This is a genomic window from Bradyrhizobium sp. USDA 326 (genome assembly GCF_049739485.1).
Lineage (GTDB): Bacteria > Pseudomonadota > Alphaproteobacteria > Rhizobiales > Xanthobacteraceae > Bradyrhizobium.
Window position 1 is genome coordinate 1,137,803 of sequence record NZ_JBMGQA010000001.1, and the last position, 15,761, is coordinate 1,153,563.

The following is a 15,761-nucleotide window of genomic DNA, read 5'->3' on the forward strand; positions in this document are numbered from 1 at the left end:
GTCTACTCCGCCGCCCGTGCCAGACGGAAATGGCCGTGGTCGCGCTGGCGGCTCACCAGCAGCATCAGCTGCGCCGAGGCGTCGCCGAGCAAAGCGCGGTAATTGGCGATGCCGCGGACGAGGTGATTGTAGATCACGACGGCCGGAATCGCGGCGACGAGCCCGAGCGCGGTCGCGAGCAACGCTTCCGCAATGCCGGGCGCGACCACCGCGAGGCTGGTGGTGTGGCTCTCGGAGATGCCGATGAAGGAATTCATGATGCCCCAGACGGTGCCGAACAGGCCGACGAACGGCGCGATGGCGCCGATGGTCGCGAGCACACCGGTGCCGCGCGCAATCTGCCTGGACATCGCCGCCTCGACCCGCTCCAGCCGCAACGCGACGCGCTCCTGCAGGCCGTCGTCGAGGGTGCCGCCGGAGAGCTCGGCCTCCCTGGCGCAGGACTGGATCAGCTGCGCGACTGCGTCGCGCGCGTCGCCGGTCCGCGCCGATGCCTCGGCCAGCGTCATGTTGCCCTCGAGGGCGCGCGTCCGCTGCCCGGCGAGTGAGCCCTTGCGGCGCAGCTCGATAGTCTTGGCGAGCCACACCGTCCACGTCACCAGCGACGCGATGGCGAGCCCGACCATCACCGTCTTCACGATGATGTCGGCACTGAGGAACATGCCCCAGGGCGACAGATTGCGCGGCAGCAGGGCCTCGTCGATCGCGAAGGCCGGTGCCGGCGCGAGCGCCAACGCGATGGCTAGGATTGCATGCCGAAGCCTGGAATTGCGCTGCATCCCGATCTCCCGTCCGATTGAAACGAGCTACGCCTCTGGGGCGGCCGCGATCCGGTCCGTAAGTTGCCGAAACCGCGCCAATTGGTCTCCGCGTAGCGCCCGGGTCTCGTCCCGGCCGACGAAGACCTTGAACATGATGCCGCCGTCGGCGTTGACGAACGCAACGAAGGCCGAGGACTTACCCATGAAGGGCCGCTCGACGAAGGCGATGCCTGCGCAGCGCTCGTGGCGGAGATGGCCATGCAGGCCCTTTGGCTGCGTCAGGTTGAAATAGCCGCGGCCGATCTCGCCCGCGGGAACGGTCCCGGTGAACTCGAAGATCGCATCATCGGTGTGGACGATCAGGGTGACCTCGCCCCATTCTGCGATGTCCTTCATGGCGGCGGCAAAATGCTCGCCGCTCCCCATGCGCACCATGGGCGGTGGCAGCGCCTCGATCACCGCACGCGGAGTGACGCTGCGCTCGCGCGCAAGATCCTCGATCACCGCGCCGGGATTGTCCGCCATATGCGCCCTGAGATCGGCGAGATCCGTGCTCAGCATGTCCGACTCCCTGGCTCGCCGTCTCAGGCGGCCGCGCTCGTCTTGCCCTCGGTCATGATGACCTCGAAGCCCTCGAACTTGGGGTGGCCGAGATAGAGGCTGTCGCCGGTCTTGTTGTCGGCGCGCGCATGAGCACGGCGGAATTCCTCAGAACGCGTCCAGGCCTCGAAAGCCGCCTTGTCGACCCACACGGTATGCGAGGAGTACAGCGTGTGGTCCTCGGCGACCGGCCCCCTGAGCAGATGGAATTCGACGAACCCCGCCATGCTGCCGAGATAGGACTCCCGGGTGCGCCAGACGGTCTCGAACGCGGCTTCCGAGCCGGGCTTCACCTGGAAACGATTCATTGCGATGAACATTTGGTCTCTCCTTCTGATCAAAGTGAAAGCGCGCCGAAGCCGCGCTGGAGCATCAGCGCGGCCCGGGAGGTTGTTGTGTTGCGGCGACGCCGGTCGGCTTACGCACCTCCGAAGTGGATCTTCATGCCGGCCTTGTAGACCCTGCCCGGGCCCCGGCTCGACCACAGCACGTCGTTCTGCGACGTGCCGTCGGTCGAGCTGCCGGGAACGGCGTAAGGCCGATAGTACTGGTTCAAGAGATTGTCGATCGACGCCGTGAACACGATGTCCTTGGTAGCGTTGTAGGTCAGGTACAGGTTGACCAATTCGTAGCCGGTCGCCGGCAGATAGCCCGCGGGGACGTCGTTGTTGGGACCGAACGAGGCCCACTGAGCCGACAGGATCAGCGTGCGATCGAGCAGGCGGACACCGCCGGTCGTGACGACCTTACGTGGGGTGATGGTTGCGAGCCCGATATTGGTGGCGACGTTCTTGCCCTGGATGTAATGCCCGGCGACGCCGATAAACCAGTCGCCGGCATCGTACATCGTCTCAGCCTCGAAGCCCTGGATGCGAGCGTTGGCGATGTTCTGATACTGGTAGTACTGGCTGAACGAGCCGAACCCGGTCGGCACCGGCGTGGAAGCAACGAGGTCGATGTAGTCGCTGACATCGTTGCGGAAGAGATTGATCTTGCCGCGGAACGAGTCGTTGGCGCTGAAGATGTTGTCGTACTTCAGGTTGATGCCGACTTCCTTGTTCTTGCCGACCTCGGGACGAAGATTCGGGTTGGGCAGGAAGCAGAACAGCCCGACGGTACCGTCTGGACAGGGAAAGAAGGCCGGTCCGCCACCAGTCGCATGTGCGCCGGAAATCACCGTCTCGGTGATCGAGGGCGCGCGATAGCCTTCGGCGTAGCTGACATAGGGCTGGAAGCCTGGCACAGGCGTGAAACCGAGGGTGATCTTCGGCGAGAAGCGGTCGCCGCCGGCGCTGGTCCGCCCCGAATCGAGGTCGTAGCGGTCATAGCGGATCGCGCTCACCGCCTCGAACCAGGTGCCGTAGTTCTGCTTCAGCTGAAGGAAACCACCCGACACGGTGCGGATGCCGCTCGGCGTCGTGATGTTTGAATTGCCGCGGCTGTCGGTCGTGATCACATCGTCCTGGAAGGCGTCGATGCCCCAGGTGACGGCGTTGCGCCAGTCGCCCACGTTGAATCGCGTGGTGTTGTTGACGTCGATGCCGTAGGTATCGAGGACATAGCCGCGCTTGTCGCCGACACAACCCGAAATGTTGTTGCCGAAATTGCCCGTCCCGCAATAGGCGGCGCCGGACGTGGAATAGTGATAGGTCTTGGTCTGGTCGTTGTCGACGCGATTGCCGTAGATCGACATGTGCCAGTCGAACAGATTGTCGCTCGGCAGCGAATAGTTCCAGGTGATGGTGCCGGTGTAATTCTTCGCATCGGAAGCGTACACCGACGAGCCCTGATAAAGCGCGCGCTGGGCCGCCGTCGCCACCGGACCGCGGTTGAACTGGCCGATATCGTATTGATAGTCTTGGAAGACGGCGCCGAACTTGACCTCGTGACCGAGAGCCGGCCGCACCGTGAGCTTCATCAACCCGGCCTCGACCTGGTTGCCGGTGTTGCCGATCTCGGTGCCGTTGCCGTCCTTGTAATTGCCTTGGGTGCGGTAGACCGCGCCGCCGAAGACATCGACGTCGGGCGTGGCGCGCACGCCGCCGAACACCGAACCGAGGCCGCGATTGTTGTTGGAGCCGTAGGAGCCCGAGAGATCGACGCCCCAGCGCTCGCCGGGGCGCAGCACGTCGTTGATGTCCTTGGTGCGGAACGAGACCAGACCGCCGATCGCGCCGGAGCCGTAGATGTTGGCGGTAGGTCCGCGCAAGACATCGACCCCGCCGATCAACTCGGGATCGAGGAAGAAGGAGCCGTTGGCGTTGTGCCCGGTACGCTGATAGTTCTGCCGCGCGCCATCGACGACGACCGCGACGCGCCCGAAATCCTGCAAGCCGCGAATGTTGATGACGGTCGCGGGATCGTCGCCGCGCTCCTGAAACGATACGCCGGGAATGGCGTAGAAGATGTCCGACAGCCGGTTCGGCTGGAGTCCCTGGATCTTGTCCAGCGAAATCGAGCTGACGGGCGCGAGGGCATCGATCGCCCGTTCCGGAGTCTTGGTCGCGGCGACCGTGATGGTATCGAGCGTCTGCACGGGTGCAGTACCGCCGACTTGCGCGTGTGCATTCATGACATCGGGCGTTGCCTGCTGCGCCGCCTGCGGTTTGGCCGGCTTGCGCTTTGCCTGCTTCGGCCGCTCCGACGCCGCACTTTCAGTTTGCGGCGATGCGGCCTGCGCGAGACTGCCCTCCGTCATCACTGCTGCAATTGAAACCACCGACGCGCCCAAAATCAGGGCGCGCGAATACCTAGCCCCGTCAGCCATATCAGCCCCAGCCTGCACTTCGCTTTAGTTTTGGAGTTACTTGGCTGGCGCGCGTTCGCAACGCGAACGACTGGCTGGCTGATCTTCTCAAACCGCGGGGACGTCACCCCGCTGCCATGATTGGTTACGGGGCAACACTCTGACGGTCAATGATAACTGACTGCAGTTTATATCGATTGTAAGTTGGGGCCGTTGGAATACGCCTCGCGCCGCTTATACAGGACAAGCTAGATCTGAAGTTCGAAAGCGCATCACAACACAATGTCAGCAACATCCGGAGACAGCAGCGGCGTCACGGCGGGGCCGGCGGGAAGTGCTTCTGCGACAACGAGAACCGTCACCATGCGGGGGAGCCGGATCGACAGTCGCGAGCTGTTTGCGGCCGAGCGCGAGATCATCATCGCGCACGGCGAGGACAGCTATCGCCTGCGCCTGACCTCGCAGAACAAGCTGATCCTGACGAAGTAACCTGCAATGGCATTTTGTCGCACCCTTGCCAATCTCCTGCTCTCCGGCGGAATCGCGCTCGCATCTGCCGCGCACGCGGCCGGCATCACCGTGCATGACGCGCGCAACCGCGATGTTGCCGTCACCGACTTCGCGCGCACGGTCTCGATCGGCGGCGCCATCACTGAAATCCTCTATGCGCTCGGGCTGGAGAGCCGACTGGTCGGCGTCGACACCACGAGCCTCTATCCGGCGGCGGCTCTGCAAGACAAGCCCAATGTCGGCTACATGCGCCAGATCTCCGCCGAAGGCGTGCTCGGCCTCAACCCCACCCTGATCCTGGCGATCCAGGGCTCGGGCCCGCGCGAGACCATGGACATCCTGGAAACGGCGAAGGTGCCGCTGGTGCTGGTGCCCGAGACCTTCTCCGAGGAAGGACTGATCGAGAAGATAAGACTGGTCGGCCACGCCATGGGTGTCGATGCGCGTGCCGAATGTCTGAGCGCCGCTGTCGGTGCCGATCTTGCGCAACTGCGCGCACTGCGCGCCAGGGTGACGAAGCCGGTACGCGTGATGTTCGCGATGTCGCTCCAGAACGGGCGGGCGATGGTGGCCGGCCACAAGACCGCTGCCGACGAGATCATCCAGCTCGCGGGCGCGACCAATGCGGTGAACGATTACGACGGCTACAAGATCATCGCCGACGAGGCGATCGTGGCGGCCAAGCCCGAATTCGTGCTGTCGATCGAGCGCGGCAAGGAGTCGCTCCAGGCCGACGCGATCTATGCTCATCCCGGCTTTGCTCTGACGCCGGTCGCGGCCAACAAGAGCTTCATCACCATGGACGGGCTCTATCTGCTCGGCTTCGGGCCGCGGACGGCGGCGGCGGCCCGCGATCTCTCCGTCAGGCTCTACCCGGCGTTGGCCGACCAGGGCGGCGCGTTCACCTCGGCGCTGTCGGCGGCGAACTGCCGGCAATGAGCGTGGCGGTCGGGATCGAAGCACGGAGCCCGCGACAAAGCGCCAGACGGCGGTCCGCATCCTTCGCGATTCCTGTCCTGATCGCGGTGCTCGCGGTGACGGCGATCGTCGCGCTGACCGTCGGCGCCGCCGGCATCCCTCTCTCCCGGCTGCCTGCGGCGCTGGGCTTTGCCAACGAAAGCACTGCCATGACGGCTCGCGACCAGCTCGTGCTGTGGTCGATCCGCATTCCCCGCATCGCGGCGGCCGCGATGGTCGGCGGCCTGCTTGCCGCGGCCGGCGCGATCATGCAGGGGCTGTTTCGCAACCCGCTCGCCGATCCCGCCCTGGTCGGGGTCTCCAGCGGCGGCGCGCTCGCGGCCGCAAGCGCGATCGTCTTCACGGATTCGCACTTCGGCGAGGCGCTGCGCTTTCTCCAGACCGAGCTGCTGCCGCTCGCCGCCTTCGCGGGATCGCTGGCGACCACCGCGATTCTCTACGGCATCTCGAGTCGCTCGGGGCGGACCTCGATCGCGATCTTCCTGCTCGCCGGCGTCGCCATCACCGCCATCGCCAATGCCGGCATCGGCCTGCTCGTGTTCATCGCCGACGACCGCCAGCTGCGCGACATCACGTTCTGGATGCTCGGCTCGATGAGCGGCGCGACCTGGACCAAGGGCGCCCTGCTCGCGCCGGTCCTCGTCATTGGGCTGGCCGCCTGCGCCTTGATCGCGCGCGGCCTCGATCTGCTGGTGCTCGGCGAGGCCGACGCTTTCCACGGCGGGGTCGACGTCGAACGCCTGAAGCGGATCTCGATCGTCATGGTCTCCGCCATGACCGGCGTCGCGGTGTCGATCAGCGGCGTCATCGGCTTCGTCGGAATCGTCGTGCCGCATCTGCTCCGTCTCGTGATCGGCCCGGCGCATCGCCTGCTGCTGCCGGCCTCGGTGCTATCAGGCGCCATCCTGATGGTCGGCGCCGACACGCTGGCGCGCACCATCGTCGCGCCGGCGGAGATGCCGATCGGCATCCTGACGGCGGCCGTCGGCGCACCCGTCTTTCTCTTCATCCTGCTGCGGCAGCGCGGGCTCGCCGCGCTATGACCGCGGTGCTCGAGGCACGAGCGTTAAGCAAGCGCGTCGGCCGCGCGACGCTGGTCGATGGCGTCGGCCTGACGGTTGCGGCCGGCGAGATGGTCGCCATCATCGGCCCGAACGGCGCCGGCAAATCGACGCTGCTGCGGCTGCTCTCCGGCGATCTCCGCCCGAGCGCCGGCGAGGTGCGGCTCAAGCAGCGCGACATCCGCAGCTTCACGCCGCGCGAGCTCGCCGCGCGCCGCGCGATGCTCTCTCAACACATCAACGTCACCTTCCCGTTCACGGTCGAGGAGGTCGTTCTGATGGGAGCAGGCGAGTGCAGCCTTCGCGATGCCGCGCCGCTCGTCGATGCGGCGCTGGACGAGGTCGGCCTCGCACATTTCCGCGAACGGCAATTGCCGACGTTATCCGGCGGCGAACAGCAGCGCGTCCATTTCGCCCGCGTGCTGGTGCAGCTCGCCTGCGGCGAGGCCGAGCACGGCCCCGGACTTTTGCTGCTGGACGAGCCGACCTCGAGCCTCGATCTGCGTCACCAGATCGACCTCGTCGAAGCCGCGCGCCGCCGCGCCGGCTGCGGCACCGCCGTGATCGCGATCCTGCACGATCTCAATCTCGCGATCCGCTTCGCCGACCGGCTGATCGTGCTGAATGGCGGCGGGCTCGTCGCCGACGGCCCGCGCGCGGAGATCGTCACACGCGAGATCATCCGCGATATTTTCGAGATCGACGCTGTCGTCCATCAGACCGATGGCGTGCCGTATGTGCTGCCGCAGTCGATGCGGGCGGTTGAGACTGGTGTCTAGCCAATCCCGTTTCTGCAAAGACGGTGCGCTCCCTACCCCGCCGGCACGATCACCATGCCCTTGTCCTTGGGCCAGCGGATGCGCCAGGCGAAGTTGATGTCGCGGGCCTCGCCGGGCTTGGCGTCGAACGACCATTCCAGCACGCCGCGCCTTTCGCGGATGTTGCTCGCGGTCGGCTGGGTGCTCGAAGGCAGCATCTCGACGACGATATCCTCGTTCTCGCTGACCGGCAGCTGATCCTCGATCGCGACCTTGATCGGGAAATCATGACCGTTGCGGATCGTGGTCTTGAACGAACGCTCGTCGGTCTTCGACGTCGTCACGAGCAAGCCGGCCGAGCCCTCGTTGCGCTTGAGCACCGCGCGCTCGATTCTCACCTTGTCGTCGGCGCCGAAGCCGAGCCGCACGATGTCGTCCTTGGCGGACGCCGTGATCTTGCCGCGCCCGACGAAGGTGCCGTCGCGGTAGATCGCGACCTTGCCCGGCAACAGACTGGCATCGTCGGTCTGCCTGAAGCTGGCTTCGAGGAAGGCGGTCGGATCCATCACCGGCGCCGCGCGCACCGCGAGATCGGCCGGCACCGTCATGGAAGCAATGCGCAGGCTCTTGGCGCCTTCGGCGGCGCCCAGGCTGACGCGGCCGGGAATTTTGAAGGTGGCCTGGAAATCGCCGATCTCGGTGACCGCCTGCTGCTCGTCGGCGCGCTCGGTCGCCTCCGCGATCTTGGCCATGGCCGGCGATTGCGCCTGGCGCGTCATCGGGGCCGGCCGCGCCAGATCGGAGGCCGTGCCGAGCGCCAGCGGCTTGGGGCCTTGCGGATACTGGGCAACCAGCGAGTTCAGCTCCGGCGCGCTGCCGCCGCGGCCAATGCGAACCGTGGAGACGCCGAGCGTCACGTTCGACCAGTCCTCGCCGGTCGACTGCGTGACCTCGGCGCGGCGAACGAGCTCGAGCTGCGGCTTGCGGTCCTTCGCGCCGGTGTCGAGCCGGGCGTCATAGACCGGCATCCAGCGCGCATTGCGCACGGCGTAGGTCACCCGCAGTGTAGCCTTGGTCGCCGCCGCCGAGGCGACGTCGATCCGCACTTCCAGCTTGCTCGGCGGCTTGGCCGAGCGCTCGGCCTCCAATTGCGCGATCTGACGGTCGAGCTCGCGCTGTTTTCGCGTGGCGTCGCGGATCGCGGTGTCGGCAATCGCGATCTCCTCGGCAACCGCCGCAAATGCCGCGCGCCATTCGGTGATCGGCCGCGCCTCGCCCTTCTCGCCGAGGCCGGCCGGGGAGGCTTCGGCGAAATGCTGCGCGAATTTGCGCCGGGCATCGGCAGAGTCGATCGCACCTTGCAGGTCGGCCCGCTGATCTCTCAGTGCTTCGATGCGCTTGTCGAGCTCGGGCAGGTTGACCGGCGGTGCGGCCTTCGGCGGCCGCGCATCGATGGTGCCGATGGTGAGCTTGGCGCCCGCCTCTCCTTCGACGCGGAGGGAGGACGGATCGAGTGAGAGCGGAAAATCCTTGGCGACCAGCGTCGAGTCGCCGGAGGCGAGATCCAGCGAAATGACGCGGGTGACGGTGGCGCCGTCGGGATAGACGGTGACCGTGTCGATCGCCGAATTGGCCTCCACGTTGGCCGCACATGACGACGACGATGCGGCGGCCGTGGTCATCAGGACCAGGCTCGTGGTTGCCAACCATTTGGCGGTGATGCGCATAAAGTCCCTCCTGCCGGTATCGCCGCGCCGCCAGCCGGACGCGCGCGATGAAATGCCTCGCCATCGTGATGAGACGCGGCGGGGAAGGAACTGGTTCGATTGGGGTTTCCTTGGGGCGCTGCCGCGGCGGCAGCATGACCGCGGAACGGAGATCGGCCGCGGCGCAGCTTCAGACCTGCGTGGGCGAACCTTGGCTAAAGATGCGCCGGAGCAGGTCGGTCACGTTGCGGGCACCGGCTTTCCTCAGGATGCTGGCGCGGTAGCCCTCGACCGTCCGCGCGCTCAGATGCATCCGCCGGGCGATCTCCTTGTTGGTGAGGCCGGCGGCGAGATGCTTGAGCACGTCGCCCTCGCGCGCGGTCAGGGGCTCGCAGCCTGTCAGCCAGCGTTGCCGGCTCGCGCCGGGTTGCGCGAATTCGTCGATGGCGGCATCGATCCGTCCGACGATGTCGTGGGTGCGGAACGGCTTTTCGATGAAGTCGGCCGCGCCGCTCTTGATGGCATCGACCGCCATGGCGATGCTGCCGTTCGCCGAGGTCACCAGCACGGGCGCCATGCAGTTCTCCCCACGCAGCCGCTTGAGCACATCGAGGCCGGACCGATCAGGCGGCAACTCCAGCAGTACGCAAGCCGGCATCCGCACTTTTGCGGCGGACAGGAGAGATGCACCGTCGGCGAAGCAGATCACCTGATAGGCGTTCTGTTGGAGCGCGTTCGAAAGTTGCTCGCGGGAGGCTGCGTCGGCGTCGATGACGAATATCTCACCCTTGGAAAGCATGTTTCCCGGCATGATCCCGATCCAGCAATGTCTTGGTCAAAAGGGCCCGAGACGTTAGCGGGCTCCATCGCCTTGCCGCGCGTCGTGAGCACGGCATTCACGCGCGCGCTTCGGTTTCCCCTATGTATGTTCCCCGCGGTTCCTGGATTTGACTGACCGGGACAGAAAATTTACATTTCGGGACATCTGCGGGAACAGCTGGCAGGAACGGTTCGCATGACCGACCTCATTCGCAGCTCGAGCCTGACTTATTATCCGGAGGTCGCCCGGTCGGTCGGGCTCGACCCCAGGCAGATGATGCGCAAGGCCCGGCTGCCGCCGGCCTGCCTCGACAAGCCCGATACGCCCATTGCCGTCGCCGGCCTGCGGCGTCTGCTCGAATCATCCGCGGAGGCGTCCGGCGCCGAAGATTTCGGCTTGCGCCTCGCCGAGCGCGGCGGCCTGACCAATTTCGGCACGGTCGGCCTCATCGTGCGCGAACAGGCGACCGTCGGTGAGGCAATCGATGCATTCTCGCGCTTCATCCATATCCATCACGATGGCATGCGGCTCGACGTTGCGCGCGGCAAGCAGGCCGTGACCATCACCATGCATCTGCGCGGCCGGAAGCCGAGCGCGTCGCGGCAGTCGATCGACGTGGCGCTCGGCAGCGTCCACCGCATCATCCAGTCGCTGTTCGGGCATGACTGGCGACCGCAGGAGGTGCACCTGCATTATCCGCCACCGCACGATCGCAAGCGCTATCGCGAATTCTTCGGCTGCCGCGTGATCTTCAACGCGAAGGATGACGCGATCGTGTTGTCGGCGCACGACATGGAACGCCGGATCCCGAGCGCGCATCCGCTGATCGCGAGCTATCTGCGCAAGCGGATCGAAACGATCGAAACACGGCCCGCCAGCTGGGAGCAGAAGGTCGACGAGGTCGTACGTTTCCTTCTTGCCGGCGGCGGCGACTGCACGGTCGAGCGCGTCGCGGAGCATCTCGCCTGCACCCGCCGCACCATCCACCGCCGCCTCGCTGCATCGGGCACCAGCTTCTCGGCCATCCTGGACGCACGACGCGCCGATCTCGTGATCCAGCTGATCGATGCTCCCGGCCGGCGGCTGACTGACATCGCAATGCAGCTTGGCTTTTCCGCGCAGAGCGCGATGGCGCGCTGGTTCCGCAGCCGGTTCGGCTGCACCATCACCGAGTGGCGCAAGGGCGTCCGGCCCGCGACGGCACCGCCCACGGCGTCTGCAGCTTGAGTTCAGCGTGCGGGTGCGGGCACGCCCATCGTGGCGAGGGCACGCCACCGGCTGCCGGCGAGCAGCGGGCCGAACGCGATGGCAAATCCGAGGAAAGCGACGATCCAGCCGCAGGCGGCGATATGCAACAAAACATCGCCATGCGCGGGGGACACGACGGCAGCGATCCGGGCCAGGGCCGCGATCACGATCGCAGCATAGATCCCCTGGATCGCCGGCGAAGCCGTCAACGCCTGTCCGGTGTGGCCGAGGCTCGCGCGGGTCATCACCGCGAGCGTCATGGTTCCCGCCGCCCCCGCCATCCAGGCGTGGATACCGGCGCTTGGCGGCAGCACACCGAGAACCGCCAGGGCATGCAGGATGAAACCGAACGGCACGAAGACGTAGCCGACATGCAGGATCACGAGCAGCCGCTCGCGGAAGGTGCGATCGCCGGCCCAGCGCGCAAGCCGCAGCAAGTGCAGCCCGCCGACAAGTGCCATCAGAACACCGGTGACGGCATTCGACGGCGCCACGATCCACGAGACGAGCGCGAGCGCGCTGCATCCGATCACCGCGCCATCGAAGCGTCCGAACGGCACGGGCAGACGGCCGGGATTGAATTTGACCAGCCAGTTGCGGGTGAAGCTCGGAATGATGCGGCCGCCGATCAACGCAATCAGCAGAATGACCACGCTGATGCCGACGCGAATGCTGACATCGGCGGCGCCCTGGTCGTGCGCTTCGACATGAAAGGCGATGTTGCCGGCGAGCAGAGCGAACACCAGCCCCACCACGGGCAGGTTGCGCCAATTGCCGCCTGCGATGATCTCGCGCGTCGCGGCGGCGACGACCAATGCCAGGAAGGCGGCATCGACGATCAGCGCAAATGCCCAGCCGATATTGGCCGACACGGTCACCACGATGCGCCCGGCAAGCCAGACCATCAGCAGCACCCCCAGCGGCCTGCCCTGGATCGGCAGCCGCCCCGTCCAGTTCGGGATGGCCGTGAACAGGAACCCGGTGATGACGGCCGGCAGGAAGCCATAGAGCATCTCGTGGACGTGCCAGTCGCGCGGCGCGAATGCGGAACTCACGGACAATTCGCCATGAAACATCGGCAGCCAGACCAGGATCGACAGTGCAGCCTGGATCGCGGCAAGCAGGAAAAAAGGCCGAAAGCTGTTCGCAAACAACGGCCAGCCCGCAAAGTTACGGGATCGGGCGCCAGCCATGGCATCCACTCCAATGAATTCATATCGTCGTCTGGAAAAATACCGCCACTCTGCCGGCCCGTTTTGCGCTACCGCAAACACCAGAACGATTGCAGGTGCCATCACACTCCTGAGCGCCAAGGAGGCAGAATGGCCAAAGTCGACACATCGCTGGTTGCGCATTTGCCGCTGTTTGCGGGGGTGACGCCGGAAGCTCTGGACGAGATCCTGCGTGAGGCCCGCTCGGCCCGTTTTCCCAGGAACAGTGCCATCTTCGAGCAGGGGGCCGACGCGCAGTCCTTCTTCCTGCTGTTGCACGGCCATGTTCGCGCGGCCAAGACCACGCCGACCGGTGAGCAGATCGTGGTACGCTATGTCGCGCCCGGCGAAACATTCGGGCTCGCGATGGCGATCGGAGCCGCGCGCTATCCGGCGACGGCGATGGCGGTCGATGACAGCGTGGTGCTGGTCTGGCCGACCTCGGCCTGGCCGCGGTTGGTCGAGCGGTTTCCGGCGCTCGCCGCCAACACGCTCCAGATCGTCGGCACCCGGCTTCAGGAGAGCCACACCCGCATCCTGGAAATGTCGACCCAGCAGGTCGAGCAACGCATCGCGCACGCGCTGCTGCGCCTCGCCAAGCAGTCCGGCAAGAAGCTCGACCACGGAATCGAGATCGACTTCCCGATCGGCCGGCAGGATATCGCGCAGATGACCGGCACCACGCTGCACACCGTCAGCCGCATCCTGAGCGGCTGGGAGAGCCAGGGCCTCGTCGAGAGCGGCCGCCAGCGCATCATCCTGCGAGAGCCGCACAAGATCGTCGTGTTGGCCGAGCGGAACGCCGACAACGGCGCGGCGTGAGAACCGACGCCGGGAAGCCTCCGCTCACAGGGATGAGGGGCGCCTCCGCTTACGGCGAAAGCGCTCCCTCCTCCGGGAATCCGCGCGCCCGCGCGATTCCAGACCGTTTCACGCAGGCACGCAATCGCTCAAGGCAGCGAGGAATCTGTCGCGGTCGATGCCATGTTCGCGGCAGGCATCATCCACGGTGTGGAAGGTCGCGATCGGACAGCCGACGCAGGCCATCCTGAAGGCGAGAAACACGCGGATCGTATGCGGCGCCGTGCGCATGATGTCGTCGACCAGATCTTCGGATCCGAAGGGCATGGACAACTCCGTTCCGAATTGACGATAGCGAAGCGAGCGGAAGCCTCTTTGTTCAAGCGCAAGCTGGCTGGTCATTCCGGGGCGGGCGCAGCGCGAACTATGATGCGGAACTGCGCATCTGAAAATCCATCGTGCTGCGGATGACGTGGAACAATGGCTTCCGGGGTCGCGCCAAAGAGGCGCGCCCCGAATGACGGGAAGTGGTTCTTACACCGCCCTGCTATGCAATTGCTTCCCGGGATCCAGATGCGCATCGAATGCGGCGGCGACGCTGCGGACCAGGAAGCGCGAATCCTTGGCGACCGCGAGCCGATCGCCTTCCAACCGCACGACGCCGTCGGAGATCAGCGGCTTCAGACGCGCCGCCGATTTCAGCATCGCGCCTGCCTCTGCGCCATGACGGGCGCAGATGTCGCCGAGATCGGCACCGAACTCGCACATGATGCGCTCGATGATGTCGGCGCGCAACCGGTCGTCGCCGGTGAGCCCATAGCCCTTCGCGGTGGCGAAGCGGCCGGCGGCGATGCTCTGCGCATAGGCGCCGATCTGCACCTCGTTCTGGACATAGCCCTGCGGCAGATGTCCGATCGCGCTCGCGCCGAAGCCGAGCAGGACTTCACTCTTGTCGGTGGTGTAGCCTTGAAAATTGCGCCGCAGCGTTCGCTCCTCGAACGCCACCGCCATGGAATCGTCGGGCCGCGCGAAATGATCGAGTCCGATCTGCACGTAACCGGCCTCCTTCAGGGCATTGGCGATCGCGCAGGCCTGGTCGTGGCGCGCAAGGCCGTCGGGCAGCACGGCCTCGTTGATCATGCGCTGGTGCTTCTTGAAGTCAGGCACGTGAGCATAGCCGAACACCGAGAACCGGCTGGGCGCGAGCGCGAGGCTGCGCCGCACTGTGTCCAGGCACGAGGCGACAGTCTGGTGCGGCAAGCCGTAGATCAGGTCGAAATTGATTCCCTCGATGCCCGCGCCGCGGAGCATGCCGACCACGGAAGCCGTCTGCTCGAAACTCTGCACGCGGTTGATCGCCCGCTGCACCACGGGATCGAAGCTCTGCACGCCAAGGCTCGCGCGGTTGACGCCGGAGAGCCGCATGGCCTCGACCATGTCCGCGATCAGTGTGCGGGGATCGATCTCCACCGCGATTTCGGCCGAAGGCAGCACGAAGAACTTCTGCCGCATCGTCGCCATCAAGTCGGCAAAAGCCTCCGGCGCCATGATCGTCGGCGTACCGCCACCGAAGTGGATGTGCTCGACCTTGATCCGACGGCCGATGGTTTCGGCAGCTAGCGCGATCTCGCCGCGCAGCGTCCGCTGATAGCCGGCGATGAGATCGTCGCGGCGGACGATCTGGGTATGGCAACCACAGTACCAGCACATCTCTCGGCAGAACGGCACGTGCAGATAAAGTGACGCGCTGGCGCCCGCCGGCAGTCCCGCCAGCCACCGAGCATACGTGTCTGGACCGATCGCGGGCGTAAAGTGCGGGGCGGTCGGATAGCTCGTGTAGCGTGGCAGACGTTCCTCGCCGTAGACTGCCGCAAGATCAGTTCTCATATCTTACCCATTGTTAAATTTGCGCCGCGCGCAGGCATCACGGCAAATCACGGAGTAGGTTCAATTAACCCGGATGCGAGGCAGCGACTTTGCGCTCGCGCAAAGCGCGGCGCCCGGTTCCCAGCCATGATGACGACAATTCGCGTGGCCATTCGGAGCGTTGCCATGAGACTTCTTGCACTCGAACTCATTCTCTCCCTGCTCGATGTCCGCGGCCATATCCCACGTTTCGACGATTTCCGGCCGACCCCGGCCGCACCAGCCTCGGTCGGAATGGTGCGCGCCCTGGCCGCAGCAATCGCCGTCTTCGTCGTGCTGTCGCTGGCGATCTGGGGGACGGTCGGGCTTGCCATGTCTCTCCTCTAGCCACCACCCCTTCGCGAAGGCCTCGATCAAGATCTCATCCATGCACGCATGTGCCGGCGCAGTTGTCCTGATCTGCCTTGCCGGGGCCAACGTCCACGCCGGCACGCGAGATCGCTATCCAGCTTGAAGATGCGAACGAGTTGCCGCTGAGCGCCGATGCGGCTGCGGTCACGCTCGCCATCCCGAGCATCGCGTGGCGCCGGCCACCGCAGAGGCCGAGCACGTCGGCGCTGTCGACGAGCAGTGCCCGTGTCAGAATGTCAGTGCCGCTATCGGGCCACTGATCCCTCGGCCTCGACATCCCAATA

General features: G+C 65.7%; 17 protein-coding genes. 7 read left to right on the forward strand and 10 right to left on the reverse strand.

The genetic code is table 11. From position 1 onward, the window contains the following. Window positions 1–2 precede the first annotated feature (2 nt). The 4 genes from exbB to ABIG06_RS05475 form a co-directional block, all read right to left on the reverse strand. A complete protein-coding gene (gene exbB, locus ABIG06_RS05460) occupies window positions 3–779 on the reverse strand; it encodes a tonB-system energizer ExbB (protein ID WP_370134852.1) in 777 nt (258 codons plus the stop codon). A gap of 27 nt (window positions 780–806) precedes the next feature. Further along, window positions 807–1,322: a heme utilization cystosolic carrier protein HutX gene (gene hutX, locus ABIG06_RS05465; RefSeq protein ID WP_370134855.1), complete on the reverse strand. Its 516-nt coding sequence runs from the start codon at window positions 1,320–1,322 to the stop codon at window positions 807–809. 23 nt (window positions 1,323–1,345) lie between these two features. Continuing rightward, window positions 1,346–1,681, reverse strand: a complete 336-nt coding sequence (locus ABIG06_RS05470; protein WP_370134858.1) for an antibiotic biosynthesis monooxygenase family protein — start codon at window positions 1,679–1,681, stop codon at window positions 1,346–1,348. Between the two features lie 98 nt (window positions 1,682–1,779). Then, window positions 1,780–4,128: a TonB-dependent hemoglobin/transferrin/lactoferrin family receptor gene (locus ABIG06_RS05475; RefSeq protein ID WP_370134860.1), complete on the reverse strand. Its 2,349-nt coding sequence runs from the start codon at window positions 4,126–4,128 to the stop codon at window positions 1,780–1,782. 261 nt (window positions 4,129–4,389) lie between these two features. On the opposite strand from ABIG06_RS05475, the gene ABIG06_RS05480 reads away from it, so the two are divergent. Genes ABIG06_RS05480 through ABIG06_RS05495 form a run of 4 tightly spaced genes read left to right on the forward strand, consistent with a single transcriptional unit; the run spans window position 4,390 to window position 7,435 of the window. Further along, window positions 4,390–4,596, forward strand: coding sequence for a hemin uptake protein HemP (locus ABIG06_RS05480; protein ID WP_245454620.1), 207 nt, complete (start codon window positions 4,390–4,392; stop codon window positions 4,594–4,596). A gap of 6 nt (window positions 4,597–4,602) precedes the next feature. Next, window positions 4,603–5,556: a heme/hemin ABC transporter substrate-binding protein gene (locus ABIG06_RS05485; RefSeq protein WP_370134863.1), complete on the forward strand. Its 954-nt coding sequence runs from the start codon at window positions 4,603–4,605 to the stop codon at window positions 5,554–5,556. Then, window positions 5,553–6,638: a FecCD family ABC transporter permease gene (locus ABIG06_RS05490; protein ID WP_370134864.1), complete on the forward strand. Its 1,086-nt coding sequence runs from the start codon at window positions 5,553–5,555 to the stop codon at window positions 6,636–6,638. The genes ABIG06_RS05485 and ABIG06_RS05490 overlap by 4 nt, the downstream gene beginning before the upstream one ends. Continuing rightward, window positions 6,635–7,435 (forward strand): heme ABC transporter ATP-binding protein, encoded by an 801-nt coding sequence (locus tag ABIG06_RS05495; RefSeq protein ID WP_370134866.1) that lies wholly within the window; start codon window positions 6,635–6,637, stop codon window positions 7,433–7,435. Before ABIG06_RS05490 ends, ABIG06_RS05495 begins: the two co-directional genes overlap by 4 nt. Before the next feature lie 32 nt (window positions 7,436–7,467). Here the strand turns inward: ABIG06_RS05495 and ABIG06_RS05500 are convergent, their stop codons facing one another. Both ABIG06_RS05500 and ABIG06_RS05505 read right to left on the reverse strand, forming a co-directional pair. Continuing rightward, window positions 7,468–9,141: a mucoidy inhibitor MuiA family protein gene (locus ABIG06_RS05500; protein WP_370134868.1), complete on the reverse strand. Its 1,674-nt coding sequence runs from the start codon at window positions 9,139–9,141 to the stop codon at window positions 7,468–7,470. Between the two features lie 169 nt (window positions 9,142–9,310). Continuing rightward, entirely contained in the window at window positions 9,311–9,931 is a 621-nt protein-coding gene (locus tag ABIG06_RS05505; protein WP_370134869.1) for a response regulator transcription factor, read from the reverse strand. Between the two features lie 204 nt (window positions 9,932–10,135). Here ABIG06_RS05505 and ABIG06_RS05510 point away from each other — a divergent pair, with 204 nt between their 5' ends. Beyond that, complete coding sequence (locus tag ABIG06_RS05510; protein ID WP_370134872.1) at window positions 10,136–11,167, forward strand: AraC family transcriptional regulator; 1,032 nt, start codon at window positions 10,136–10,138, stop codon at window positions 11,165–11,167. Window positions 11,168–11,169: 2 nt separating this feature from the next. Here the strand turns inward: ABIG06_RS05510 and ABIG06_RS05515 are convergent, their stop codons facing one another. After that, window positions 11,170–12,381, reverse strand: a complete 1,212-nt coding sequence (locus ABIG06_RS05515) for an NnrS family protein (protein WP_370134874.1) — start codon at window positions 12,379–12,381, stop codon at window positions 11,170–11,172. 129 nt (window positions 12,382–12,510) lie between these two features. On the opposite strand from ABIG06_RS05515, the gene ABIG06_RS05520 reads away from it, so the two are divergent. Further along, the gene (locus ABIG06_RS05520; protein ID WP_370134876.1) at window positions 12,511–13,221 is read left to right on the forward strand and encodes a Crp/Fnr family transcriptional regulator; all 711 of its coding nucleotides are present in this window, start codon (window positions 12,511–12,513) and stop codon (window positions 13,219–13,221) included. 108 nt (window positions 13,222–13,329) lie between these two features. Here ABIG06_RS05520 and ABIG06_RS05525 read toward each other — a convergent pair whose 3' ends face one another. Together ABIG06_RS05525 and hemN are read right to left on the reverse strand one after the other, a co-directional pair. Next, window positions 13,330–13,527, reverse strand: a complete 198-nt coding sequence (locus tag ABIG06_RS05525) for a DUF1858 domain-containing protein (protein ID WP_124162865.1) — start codon at window positions 13,525–13,527, stop codon at window positions 13,330–13,332. A gap of 207 nt (window positions 13,528–13,734) precedes the next feature. Continuing rightward, window positions 13,735–15,087 carry an oxygen-independent coproporphyrinogen III oxidase gene (gene hemN / locus ABIG06_RS05530; RefSeq protein ID WP_370134879.1) on the reverse strand — a complete coding sequence of 451 codons (1,353 nt, stop codon included), beginning with the start codon at window positions 15,085–15,087 and terminating at the stop codon, window positions 13,735–13,737. Between the two features lie 165 nt (window positions 15,088–15,252). On the opposite strand from hemN, the gene ABIG06_RS05535 reads away from it, so the two are divergent. After that, window positions 15,253–15,453, forward strand: coding sequence for a hypothetical protein (locus tag ABIG06_RS05535; protein WP_370134881.1), 201 nt, complete (start codon window positions 15,253–15,255; stop codon window positions 15,451–15,453). Between the two features lie 34 nt (window positions 15,454–15,487). Here ABIG06_RS05535 and ABIG06_RS05540 read toward each other — a convergent pair whose 3' ends face one another. Then, entirely contained in the window at window positions 15,488–15,754 is a 267-nt protein-coding gene (locus tag ABIG06_RS05540) for a hypothetical protein (protein ID WP_424578085.1), read from the reverse strand. Window positions 15,755–15,761 lie beyond the last annotated feature (7 nt).